The sequence below is a fragment of the Candidatus Magnetobacterium casense genome (assembly GCF_019173545.1).
In the GTDB taxonomy this organism is placed as follows: domain Bacteria; phylum Nitrospirota; class Thermodesulfovibrionia; order Thermodesulfovibrionales; family Magnetobacteriaceae; genus Magnetobacterium; species Magnetobacterium cryptolimnobacter.
In genome coordinates, this window is sequence record NZ_JABXWD010000087.1 from 1 (window position 1) to 11,437 (window position 11,437).

The following is an 11,437-nucleotide window of genomic DNA, read 5'->3' on the forward strand; positions in this document are numbered from 1 at the left end:
ACGCCTAAACCTAAGAAATTAACACTAAAAGACTTGGAGGTACTGGAGGTATCATGCTTAACTTAACACCTATGCCCTCCGCCCCCCTTCAGAACCCCCCGCAAGGGGAGGGGCGAGGCACCCCGGCCACGAAGAAGTCCCCTTGACCCCATTATTTCACACTCAAATATCATGCCTGAAAAAACCTGCGTCATTTCAGTATACATGTTTATGCTCTCTTGCTTATTGACCGTATGTAACCCCGACGGTTATACTTAACGGTGAGTGCAACAATGTCAACAAAAGTAACGATGAGTGTTTTTAAAACCGTTTTGGCAGTGAAGACCGGATTTGAACCTGCGACTACTCATTAAGCACGCCACGACAGCCGACCTTGTCTTGCTGTGCATCCTGCTGGCGATAACTGCCGCTGCAACCGTCTTTGTCTCTGCCGTGATGCCCAGGGGGTCTGAGGTCACCATCGAGGTCAACAACAAGGTTGTCTACAGGTTGTCCCTGGACACGGACAGGGAGTTGCGCATCGGGGCTATGACGGTGGAGATAAAGGCTTCCAGGGTGCGGATTAAAGACGCCGATTGTCCCAACAAGCTCTGCGTGCGGCAGGGGTGGATAGACAGGGGCGCCATCATATGTCTGCCCAACAGGATGGTAATATCCGTCCATAAGCGTATGCACAGAAAGCAGGAGATCGATGCAACAACGGGATAAGTACACAATAGCGCTGCTTGCCGCCTACGCCCTGGCGCTGCATGGGTTTGAACGCCTGATACCAACACCGGTGCCGTGGCTGAGGTTTGGACTTGCCAACATCATAACCCTCGTGGCAATGCTCATGTACGGATTCAGGGTGGCCTTGACGGTAACGCTCATCAGGGTCACGGTGGGTTCGTTTGTGATTGGGACGTTTTTGGGGCCGGCGTTTATCCTGAGTCTTTCGGGGGGGGTGTTCAGTGTGTTGTCCATGGGGATGGTGCACAGGACAGTGCCAAGGACATTTAGTCCGCTTGGGTTGAGTCTGATAGGGGCGTTTTTCCATAACGTGGGGCAGATTGTTGTTGCATATGCACTGTTTCTCCCCAACATGTACTCCATGCTGGTCATCGCTCCGTTGATCCTGTTTTTGGGTACGATAACCGGGTGCGTAAACGGTATGTTTTGCATCTTTGTCCTGGAGTACCTGAAAACAAAGTCTGTTCTGCACAACTAAGCAAGAGAGCAGAAACATGTATAACAACAATTCACTCCTAAGAAAAGAAAGAAGGGAGGCGGCTCCGCCCCTCCCTCAGACCCACCCCGCAAGGGGGCCAGCCCCCTTGACCCCTTCCTGCGAAGGTTTGATTTTCAACAAAGCTAAACTATCAACACCTAATAAAAATTCTCAAATGCGATTGCCCTGTAGTCCCCCCTGCAGGACTACCAAAAAAAAACCCGAAAGGAGTACAATACTACGATATGGATGTAAAGTGCCCTACTTGTGGCAAACAAGAAAAGTGGGAAGGTAATCCTCATCGACCGTTTTGTTCAAAGCGATGCAGGCTCTTAGACCTGGCCTCGTGGGTTGATGAGTCATACAGGATACCAGGAAAGCCCGTAAACAACAGAGACGAGACTAGCGATTCAGAGGATTAGATTCTTTATCAATAAAACGGAGGAATTATGCTTAAGGTAGTGGTGGTTGGAGCTGCAGGTAAGATGGGCCAGAGGATCGGTGTGTTGGCCCTGCAACATCAGCAGGTAGAGTTGGTTGGAGCCCTTGAGAAGTGCGGACACGGTGCCGTGGGGAGGAATTTTGGCGAGGTGGCCGGGGTGGCCGGGACGACAGTTGTGATATCGGACAACGTCGGGGATACCATATCGCCGGCGGGGGTGGTAATCGATTTCACATCTCCGGAGGCGACGTTGGAGCATGTAAGGGCGTGTGTTGCGTCAAAGAAGCCCATAGTCATCGGCACCACGGGGTTGACCGATGACCAGGTGCGGCAGATACGGGAGCTAAGTGGCAGTATCCCCATTGTCCTGTCGCCCAACATGTCGGTGGGAGTGAATCTGCTGTTGAAAGTGTTAGCCGATGTAGCGCCGGTACTGGCCAATGACTACGACATAGAGATAGTTGAGGCACACCATCGTCTCAAGAAGGATGCCCCCAGTGGTACAGCCCTGAAGATGGCCGGTGTTATAGCGCAGGCAATTGACAGGAACCTTGCCGATGTGGCAGTGTATGCCCGGCAGGGGATGATTGGCGAGCGAACGAGAGACAAGATCGGCATACAGACCATCAGGGCCGGAGACATAGTGGGCGAACACACCGTGCTCTTTGGCGCCATCGGGGAACGGATAGAGTTCACGCACAAGGCCTCCAGCCGCGACACCTTTGCCGCCGGAGCGCTCAGGGCTGCCCTGTGGCTTCAGGACAAATCAGCAGGATTGTACGACATGCAGGACGTACTCGGCTTGAAATAAGAAAGACGAAGGGTATCCTCTTTAAAAGGCAAGGTAAGTTTTATTGCGCGGTTACAAGGCATGGATTCCTGGTAATAGTTCACCCCCCTAAGAAGAAGGAAAGAAAGGGACGGTTTGTGGCAGGGGTGCCCCACCCCCTCCGCCCCCCTTCAGAACCCCCTGCAAGGGGGCCAGCCCCCTTGACCCCTGCTTTTGCTATTGCCCTGGCTCTTTAATCCTTGACATCCGACAACAGGCTATGTCAAAGTAGGTAGGTAAGGTTTTGGCGATGATAGACACTGACGATCTGTTCAATATAAAAGAGGCCAGCGAATGGGCAACGGCACGCTTGGGTAAGGCTGTAACCACCTCAAACATATCTTATCTGATCCAGTATGGACTTATTAAGAAGCTCGGAGAAAACGGGACAACTAAGGTATCCAGGCAGGAGTTGGCAGACTACTACAGGTCGTACAACGGCGGCAGAGAGCTTTCCTGGAATGACCAACTCGGTGAAGACCTCAACTGGGCATTATCCTTTGACAAGTACAAGGAGGCCGAAACCACCAAGCACGTACACCGTCTGCACCCTTACAAGGGCAAATTTATCCCACAGCTTGTGGAGTACTTCCTGGACAGTCACACGGATAGCTTTAAGAAAGAGGCGGTATTTCAGAGAGGCGACATTGTGCTTGACCCCTTCTGCGGCAGCGGGACAACGTTGGTACAGGCCTGTGAGCTTGGGCTACATGCAATTGGCATCGACGTCTCTGCCTTCAACTCGCTGATTGCCAACTGCAAACTGACCAGATACGACATAGAGGGCGTCAGGGGCGAAATTGACCGGATAACCACGGCGCTTAAGGGCTTTCTCTCCAACTCACACACACTTGAGTTTGATGAAAGGCTTACGCAGGCGCTCTGTGAGTTTAACAACAGGTATTTCCCCGTCCCGGATTACAAGTATCGGGTAAAGCGTGCAGAGATCAACGAGGCGCTGTATGGAGCGGAAAAGGAGAAGGAGTTTCTGCCGATATTTCACCGACTCGTAGCGGATTACAGCATAAAGCTTAGGCAAGACCAGGCAGATACATTCCTTGACAAGTGGTACTTGCAGCACGTCAGAGACGAAATACAGTTTGTCTCTGGTGAAATAAAAAAAATAGAAGACCCCGTTATAAAAAACATTGTAAGTGTTATTATGAGCAGGACTATGCGCTCCTGCAGATCGACGACCCATGCAGACCTTGCAACCTTAGTTGAGCCGATAGCAGCGACTTATTACTGCGCCAAGCACGGCAAGATTTGTAAACCGCTCTTTTCTATCCTCAAGTGGTGGCAGACATACACCAAAGACACACTTAACCGTCTGTTGCAGTTTGACAAGTTGAGGACAAACACCTTCCAGGTCTGTCTGACGGGAGACAGCCGAACAGTGGATATCCTGGGGGAACTTAGGAAGGAGGCCCCTGCTTTTTCGGAATTGGCAAACAGGCAAAAGCTCAGGGGGATTTTCTCAAGCCCCCCCTACGTTGGACTAATTGACTACCACCAACAACATGCCTATGCCTACGGCCTGTTTGGCTTTGACAGGAGAGACGACCTCGAGATCGGCCCCCTCTTAAAGGGACAAGGCAGGCAGGCAAAGCAGGATTACATGCAGGGTATAGTTGATGTCTTAAACAACTGCAAGAGGTTTCTGGCAGAAAATTACGATATCTTTCTCGTGGCAAACGATAAATACAACATGTATCCCACAATTGCTGAGGGTACCGCAATGAAAATCGTAAACAGATACAAACGTCCAGTATTAAATCGCACCGAAAAAGATAGGGGCGCGTATTCAGAGACAATCTTCCATTTGAAAAAGGTACAAATAAATTAATGAGCATTAGGCTTGAGCATAACGGGGTCAAGGGGGCTGGCCCCCTTGCAGGGGGTTCTAAAGGGGGGCGGAGCCGCCCCTTTCTTTCTTTTCCGTATCTTCATAGTGTATGGGTAACAGAGACGACATAGAGATTGCGCTGCTGAGTGCGGCTGGATGTGCCCGGAACGTGATTGAGCACTGCCTGGCGGTCAAGACCCTTGCCACAACGATTGCCCGTGGGATCGACGGCATAGACGCTGAACTTGTCAGACGTGGGGCGCTGCTTCACGACATCGGCAGGAGCAAGACCCACAATATCACTCATGCCGTTGAGGGCGTGAGGATTGCCACGAGCATGGGCATAGAGCAACCCGTCATAGACATCATCGAACGACACATCGGCAGCGGGATATCCAAAGAAGAGGCACGGGAGCTTGGTCTGCCCGTCAAGGACTACTTCCCCATAACCCGCGAGGAGAAGCTCATCTCCTGCGCCGATTCCCTGATAAGCGGCACACGCATCATGAGCTTTGAGGAGACCATTGCACACATCAGGCGGATACTTGGCGCCGAACACCCCGCAGTGGAACGCTTTAGGGCTCTGCATCAAGAGATACAGTCGTGGATAAGACCTTAATCCGCCGCCTGATCTCCCTCACACGACCCTACTGGTCAACGGTGATCCTGGCGCTCTTGTGCGGCCTGCTGGCATCTGCCGTGATGGCTGCCATCGCCTGGCTGGTCAAACCCGCCATGGACATCATCTTCATGGACAAGAAGTACCAGTACCTGAAACTGCTTCCCTTTGCCGTCATCGTGCTGTTTGCGACAAAGGGGTTTTTGCACTTCTGCCAACAGTACCTGATCCAGTCTGCCGGTCTGGCCCTCATCAGGGACACGCAGAGCAGGTTGCACAACCATATTATCTACATGCCCGTTGAGTATTTTGATAAGGAAACATCGGGGATGCTGATATCGAGAGTCTTAAATGACGTCACGCTCATCAACAAGGTCATATCCGAGGTCATCAGGGCAACGGTTGTCGAAATACCCAAGATTTTCATCCTCCTTGGGATCGCCTTTTACCGGAAATGGGACCTGACGCTGGTAAGCCTGCTTCTGGTGCCAGGGCTTGCCATCAGTGCAAAGAAACTCGGCAAAAAGGTAAAACAAAAAGTTGCAGCGGCACAGAAAAACATGTCTTTCCTGACCCACAGACTATCGGAATCCATAACCGGCGTGAGGGTCATCAAGGTATTTAACCGCGAGACCTATCGAAATGAACGATTTATCGGGGCTGCCATGGACGTCTACAAGGACAACATCAAGGCCATAAAGTACAAGGAACTCAACAAGCTGGTCGTAGACTTCATGACCGGTCTGGCCATTGGCTCGGTGTTGTTCTACGGTGGCATGCAGGTGGTGTCGGGCAAGATTACGCCCGGGGACTTTGCCTCCATCCTGACGGCCATATACCTTATCTTCAGTCCCGCCAAGCTGATTGGCGAGGCGTACACCACGCTTCAGGGTGTCAGGGCGGCCCTTGAGCGGATTGATCACGTGCTGGAGACTCCCGTGGAAGACACGGGCAAGGTTGAGATCGCCCGGTTTAACGATTGCATCAGCCTTGAGTCGGTGACGTTTCGCTACAACCCTGACGATCCGCCCGTGTTAAACGACATAAGCCTCACGATCAAAAAGGGCGAGGTATTGGCCATCATTGGCCCCAGCGGTACCGGCAAGAGCACACTGGTCAACCTGCTGCCACGGTTCTACATCCCCAGCGCAGGCAGCATAAAGCTCGACGGCATTGACCTCAGGGAGCTTGACATCCAATCCCTCAGGGGACTGATAGCCACGGTCAGCCAGGACATCGTCCTGTTTAACGACACGATCAGGGAAAACATCGCCTTTGGCAATGCCCGGTGCAGCTTTGAGCAGATACAGTGGGCGGCAGATATGGCCTATGCAACAGAGTTTATCGAGCGCCTGCCCGAGGGCTTTGACACCATTGTTGGCGAACGGGGCCTGTCGCTCTCCGGGGGGCAGAGGCAGCGGATTGCCATAGCCAGGGCACTGCTTAAAAACCCCCCAATCCTGATCCTCGATGAAGCTACATCATCACTCGACAACGCCTCAGAGGCACTCGTACAGAAGGCACTGGAGGGACTCATGAAAGACAGAACAACCATTATCATCGCCCACAGACTTTCGACCATCAGCAACGCCGACAGGGTCATCGCCATAGAAAATGCCTCGGTACGCACGGTGACAAATCCCTCAGACCCGTTACTACAGCAAGTACACAATTTGTAACTCACCTTACACACAGGGGTACAAGAAAGGAGCGGCTCCGCCCTCCCTCAGACCCACCCCACAAGGGAGCACAGCCCCCTTGACCCCGTAATGGTGTGGCCACAGTACATGCGTTGTATCTTTTTTAGACCTGTAAAGCCTTTTTTTGTTCTCTGCATAACATGAATTTGTAACCCGATTGACCCTGCAATTGCTACTTTTACCCGTGAAAAATTTATGCACCCGTTTTATTTTTACTCATTCATTATGGTATCATACTATGAAAGATATGAATATCATATTTATCATTTAAGGATTAAGAGATGAGAAGGATTGTGGTTAAACAGAGCTATAAAGACGGCCAAGTTATACTGAAAGAGGGTTCGTTTGGTGAAGGTACGTATCTGATCCTTGAAGGTAAGGTGCGCATTATAAAGACCATCCAGGGTGAACTTGTCGAAATAGCCCATCTTGAAAAGGGTGACTACTTTGGCGAAATGAGCTTTCTGGACAGACAACCACGTTCGGCCTCAGCCGTGGCCGAAGGCAACGTCGTGCTGGGTATCATCGACAAGGACTTCCTGGAGGAAGAGATAAGCAAGACCTCCGAGGAGTTTCGTTTGCTCCTCTATACCCTGGTGGAACGTCTGAGGCAGACGACTTCTGCCCTTGTGAGTCTCAGGGCGGAGAACCATATTCTCAAGAAGTAGCCTTTGTCACCCCCGGTACTGTATCATATGTCTCATTCAAGACATGGTGAGCTTAGAAGGGGGATAGGGTGTGAGTTGCGTTTTGGCAAAAACGGGGTTGGTGATGGTCAGTAAATACGAGGTGTCATCGGAATTTGAATGTTGTTTGAAGGGATAAAAATAAAGAAACTCCTAAACAGTCTGGAGGAAGCAAGTGGAGAGAGTGAAGAGAAACGGCTGTATACCGAAATAGCAACCTATGGCCGTAAGGCCTTTCCACGTGTAATAGACGCCTTTAAAAACAACCAGATGCGGATTCATAAGATAAAGGGTCTGCTGGATGTCCTGTGTACGAAGGATCTTATTGCCGACGTAATGCCCCTGTTGGGTGACCCTCAGGATATTGTGCGAGTAGCCGCTAAGGACCTCATCACCAGGAAGTGGAGGGCCGACTCCATCCCCTATCTGGTTGAATACCTGCGTGGGGCAAACCCCCTGTTACGCAGCAGTGCGCTTGAGTTGCTGCTTGCGTTTAAAAACCCTGCCTGTGTACCAAAACTCCTGACCATGTATGCAGAGGGCGATGTTGAGTTTAAGCGAAGCTGCCTGAGCATACTGGGAGAGATAGGCGGAGATTCCGCACTGAAACTGATCAGGGAGGCCGTAAAAGACAAGTCTTTAAACATCCGGATTACGGCAATGCGTATGCTGGGTGTAATGAAGGACACTGCAAGCCTTGATTTATTCATACACAAGCTACTGGAGGAAGACTCTTATACGAGAAAGGCCGCTCTGGAAGCCATTGGCATCATGGGAGACAAGAGGGCAGCGCCGCACATCATAGAGCTCCTCAAGGACGTCGATATTCTGATCAGACAGGCCGCAATGGATATCCTCATCCGCATAGGGGATGCCTCGATAGTGCCAAACCTCATACAATTGATGAAGGAGCGAGACGTAAACGTCAGACGGTGTGCCGTTGGCGTACTCAATGGTATAAAGGACCCCAAGACCATCGATGTGCTCATTGCTGCCATGAGGGACTCCGACTGGTGGGTCAAGCAGATTGCCACTGATGCGTTATCGGAGATACGGGGCGAAAACATCGTCAAGTTCTTCATCGCAATGATAAACGACCAGGACGAGAATCTGCGCAGGTGTTCGGTTGAGTTCTTCATCAAGGTACCGGACAAGCTGGCACTAGAGGCGCTGATTTTTGCCCTTGACGATACGGACTGGTGGGTCAGGGAGAAGGCCATAATATCGTTGGGGCTGATAAAGGACCCGCGTGCCGTTGCCCCGCTGTATGCAAAGATGGACGACGACTACGTAAACTGGCACATTCCACGGGCGCTTGGCACTATCGGTACCCCCAACGTGGTACGCCCACTGGTAGCAATGCTTGGCCACCCGAAAAAGCAAATACGCCTGGAGGCCCTGAAGGCCTTTGGACAGATAAAAATGGTCGAGTCTCTGACAAATAACCCCGATGCCCTCAAAGAAGCCACCGAAGAAGAGGTCAGGAAAGAATCGCTGAAACTGCTTAAGAAATTCGTCATAAAAAGCCCCGATGAGGTAAGGATGGCCGTACCGCAAACGCTTGTCGCCATGGGTGGCGCCGACGTCAGGGAATTGCTCCTGATGCTGCTTAAGGACCCCAACAAACACGTGCGCATTGAGACGCTTAAGGCCTTTGGGGAGTTGAGGATGGTTGATGCCGTATCCGTCATAAAGAAGTGCATAAACGACGCCAACGAAGACGAAGAGGTCGTCACGGAGGCGGCACGGGTGTTAAGAGAACTCACCGGCAAGGACCCTCATGACACAACGATAATCAAGAGCGTCCCTGACACAATCCCCGAAGAGGGCACTATCCGTTCCGAGGCCATACTGGTCATAGACCTGTGTAATTCCACGGGGATTGCTAACAAGTACGGTGACAGATTTGCACTCGTACTTACGAGGATATTGACCGACGTGGTGCGTCCGATGGCCAAGAAGCAGAGGTTTCAGTTTTTAAAGAGCACCGGGGATGGCTTTCTGATAACCTTTCCTAAGGTGGAAAACGCCGTGCGCTTTGCCGTAGACGTCCTCAGCGACATCTCAATACACAACAAGGCCGCCGATGAGACACAGATAATCCAGTTGCGTTTTGCCATCAACTTCGGCGAAACAACGGTGGACGCCAAAGGTGACCGACTTGGCGTGGCCACAAACATGACCTTCCGCGTTGAAGGCGTCAAACCCTCAGACATCATCTCCATAGCAGGCGGGATCAGCAAGGAACAGATGCCGCTGGTTGACCGCATCTTTATAACAGAAACAGCCGTTGAGGAGGCAAGCAAAATGGAAGGCATAAGCAGCAGACTGATAGGTCTCTTTGAACTCAAGGGGATTACAGGCCTGCACAGAGTCTACGAAATCAAGGAAGGAAACTGGAATTAAATATCTGACTGTCAGAACCTTTCTGCCTTTTTGATTAACTTGCCCCGTCTTTCTGCTGTGACTTCGTCTCTACGCAATGTATGATACACTTAAGCAACATCTCTTCATCTATTGGCTTTATGACGTTTAAGCAGACCTTTTCGCTCATATGTTCTTCGTCTTTGTATGCGGTGGTGATTATGATTGGCTGGGAGTTGTTTATCGCAAATATCCGTTCTATCATCTCGATTCCGTTCATCACCGGCATCTCTATATCCGTTATTACAATATCGATTTTATCTTGATGTTCGATATAGGCATTTAACCCCTCCTTGCCATTGCCTGCGTCATAGACAACTGCAACCCTTCGTCTTAAAAAACGCCCCAGCATCTTTCTTATAAACTCGTCGTCCTCTACGTAGAGAACCGTTAATGTCTTTAGTATCGATTCGTTTGTCATATCTCTATTCTGAATTCACAGCCCCCGTTAACATTTCTTGCAGTAATACTGCCTTTCATACTCTTTTCTATAATAACCCTGGCAAAGTATAAGCCGAGCCCTGTTCCCCTGGATTTATGTTTGGTGGTAAAATACGGATCAAAGATTTTACCGATAATGTCCTCACTCACTCCCCCTCCATTGTCGCTGATAGTTATCACTGTCTTATCAGTGTCGGGTTCTTTACATGTCTTTATTTTAATCGTACCGTCAGTAATACACCTCTCTTCAAACACATCCTTTATGTTGCTTAATATATTCAGTATGACCTGAGAAAATTCATTTGGAAAGAGATTTACGGTTAATCCCTCAGCAAACTCCTTATAAATCTTTACCCCTTTGCTCCTGAAATAGCCATCTATCAGTGATAGTGTGTTGTTGATTTCATCTACAATCTTGCTTGTTGTCTTTTGCGAATCTGCTATATAATAACTCTTGAAATTGTCTATGGTTTTTGACAGCCCCATCAGTTCGTCCGTAATGGCCTTGATATTTTCCCTGATGTATGCCTCGCTCAACTCGTTGTGTAAGTACGCATCCAGTACATCCTGAGCCAGGAGACCTATGACGGTCAGGGGTTGCCGCCATTGATGGCCAATATTGACCAACAGCTCACCCATTGCTATATGCCTGGACTGTTCATACATTAACTGGTCTTTTTCTCTGTTTTTTTCGACTTCCTCTGTTACCCTTCTCTGGAGGTTGACAGTTAATTCTTTTAATTCTTCCTCTAATGCCTTACGCTCGGAGATGTCTTCCAGTAAGACTACAAAATATCTCACTGATCCGTCTTCGTTACGTCTGCAATTCAACCACAGCTTTGTATATATTATGGTGCCATTCTTTCGGATAAAGCGTTTTTCCATTTCGTAGCCGTCCATTTTACCACCGAGCACCTGATTAAATAACGTCACATCAGGTTCGATGTCCTCCGGATGGGTTATCTCAATCCAAGTCATCCTGGTCAGTTCTTCCTTTGGATATCCGAGCATCCGACATAGCCTGTCATTTACATCTATCCATCCTTTCTCAACAGAGGTTATGGCTATGCCAATTGTGCTGAAGTCAAATGCGGCATGTAACTGTTGCTCTTTCTCTATTAAGTTGCTCTCCAGCTGGTAGCACTCCATTCAAGCGTGGTCATGTTGCTCAAGCATAGTAACAATGCCATATTATGAAGGGATAAAAGTGGCTTAAATCCTGACAACCACGGTTGATTGTGGT

The 11,437-nt window shown here is 50.0% G+C and carries 11 protein-coding genes; 9 read left to right on the plus strand and 2 right to left on the minus strand.

What is annotated here, in order from left to right:
• Positions 1-330 precede the first annotated feature (330 nt).
• From HWQ67_RS06585 to HWQ67_RS06625, 9 genes are all read left to right on the plus strand, one after another.
• Entirely contained in the window at positions 331-708 is a 378-nt protein-coding gene (locus HWQ67_RS06585) for a NusG domain II-containing protein (protein ID WP_218251880.1), read from the plus strand.
• Positions 692-1,207, plus strand: coding sequence for a Gx transporter family protein (locus tag HWQ67_RS06590; RefSeq protein ID WP_218251881.1), 516 nt, complete (start codon positions 692-694; stop codon positions 1,205-1,207). The genes HWQ67_RS06585 and HWQ67_RS06590 overlap by 17 nt, the downstream gene beginning before the upstream one ends.
• 245 nt (positions 1,208-1,452) lie before the next feature.
• Positions 1,453-1,629 carry a DNA gyrase inhibitor YacG gene (locus tag HWQ67_RS06595; RefSeq protein WP_218251882.1) on the plus strand — a complete coding sequence of 59 codons (177 nt, stop codon included), beginning with the start codon at positions 1,453-1,455 and terminating at the stop codon, positions 1,627-1,629.
• Positions 1,630-1,656: 27 nt separating this feature from the next.
• The gene (gene dapB, locus HWQ67_RS06600; protein ID WP_218251889.1) at positions 1,657-2,460 is read left to right on the plus strand and encodes a 4-hydroxy-tetrahydrodipicolinate reductase; all 804 of its coding nucleotides are present in this window, start codon (positions 1,657-1,659) and stop codon (positions 2,458-2,460) included.
• Positions 2,461-2,728: 268 nt separating this feature from the next.
• Positions 2,729-4,324, plus strand: coding sequence for a DNA methyltransferase (locus HWQ67_RS06605; protein WP_218251890.1), 1,596 nt, complete (start codon positions 2,729-2,731; stop codon positions 4,322-4,324).
• A 109-nt stretch (positions 4,325-4,433) separates the two neighbouring features.
• Positions 4,434-4,943 (plus strand): TIGR00295 family protein, encoded by a 510-nt coding sequence (locus tag HWQ67_RS06610; RefSeq protein ID WP_218251891.1) that lies wholly within the window; start codon positions 4,434-4,436, stop codon positions 4,941-4,943.
• Positions 4,928-6,622 (plus strand): ABC transporter ATP-binding protein, encoded by a 1,695-nt coding sequence (locus HWQ67_RS06615; protein ID WP_218251892.1) that lies wholly within the window; start codon positions 4,928-4,930, stop codon positions 6,620-6,622. Before HWQ67_RS06610 ends, HWQ67_RS06615 begins: the two co-directional genes overlap by 16 nt.
• Positions 6,623-6,924: 302 nt before the next feature.
• Positions 6,925-7,311 (plus strand): cyclic nucleotide-binding domain-containing protein, encoded by a 387-nt coding sequence (locus HWQ67_RS06620; protein ID WP_052567193.1) that lies wholly within the window; start codon positions 6,925-6,927, stop codon positions 7,309-7,311.
• Positions 7,312-7,449: 138 nt separating this feature from the next.
• Positions 7,450-9,735: a HEAT repeat domain-containing protein gene (locus tag HWQ67_RS06625; protein ID WP_218251893.1), complete on the plus strand. Its 2,286-nt coding sequence runs from the start codon at positions 7,450-7,452 to the stop codon at positions 9,733-9,735.
• A gap of 34 nt (positions 9,736-9,769) precedes the next feature.
• Here HWQ67_RS06625 and HWQ67_RS06630 read toward each other — a convergent pair whose 3' ends face one another.
• Together HWQ67_RS06630 and HWQ67_RS06635 are read right to left on the minus strand one after the other, a co-directional pair.
• Positions 9,770-10,174: a response regulator transcription factor gene (locus HWQ67_RS06630; RefSeq protein WP_218251894.1), complete on the minus strand. Its 405-nt coding sequence runs from the start codon at positions 10,172-10,174 to the stop codon at positions 9,770-9,772.
• A complete protein-coding gene (locus HWQ67_RS06635; protein WP_218251895.1) occupies positions 10,171-11,343 on the minus strand; it encodes a sensor histidine kinase in 1,173 nt (390 codons plus the stop codon). Before HWQ67_RS06635 ends, HWQ67_RS06630 begins: the two co-directional genes overlap by 4 nt.
• Positions 11,344-11,437 lie beyond the last annotated feature (94 nt).

What these genes read in the sequence shown, in the direction of transcription:
- HWQ67_RS06605 (WP_218251890.1), top strand. Translation starts at nt 2,729, where the DNA reads ATGATAGACACTGACGATCTGTTCAATATAAAAGAGGCCAGCGAATGG.
- dapB (WP_218251889.1), top strand. Translation starts at nt 1,657, where the DNA reads ATGCTTAAGGTAGTGGTGGTTGGAGCTGCAGGTAAGATGGGCCAGAGG.
- HWQ67_RS06625 (WP_218251893.1), top strand. Translation starts at nt 7,450, where the DNA reads ATGTTGTTTGAAGGGATAAAAATAAAGAAACTCCTAAACAGTCTGGAG.
- HWQ67_RS06610 (WP_218251891.1), top strand. Translation starts at nt 4,434, where the DNA reads ATGGGTAACAGAGACGACATAGAGATTGCGCTGCTGAGTGCGGCTGGA.
- HWQ67_RS06635 (WP_218251895.1), bottom strand. Translation starts at nt 11,343, where the DNA reads ATGGAGTGCTACCAGCTGGAGAGCAACTTAATAGAGAAAGAGCAACAG.
- HWQ67_RS06630 (WP_218251894.1), bottom strand. Translation starts at nt 10,174, where the DNA reads ATGACAAACGAATCGATACTAAAGACATTAACGGTTCTCTACGTAGAG.
- HWQ67_RS06595 (WP_218251882.1), top strand. Translation starts at nt 1,453, where the DNA reads ATGGATGTAAAGTGCCCTACTTGTGGCAAACAAGAAAAGTGGGAAGGT.
- HWQ67_RS06620 (WP_052567193.1), top strand. Translation starts at nt 6,925, where the DNA reads ATGAGAAGGATTGTGGTTAAACAGAGCTATAAAGACGGCCAAGTTATA.
- HWQ67_RS06590 (WP_218251881.1), top strand. Translation starts at nt 692, where the DNA reads ATGCAACAACGGGATAAGTACACAATAGCGCTGCTTGCCGCCTACGCC.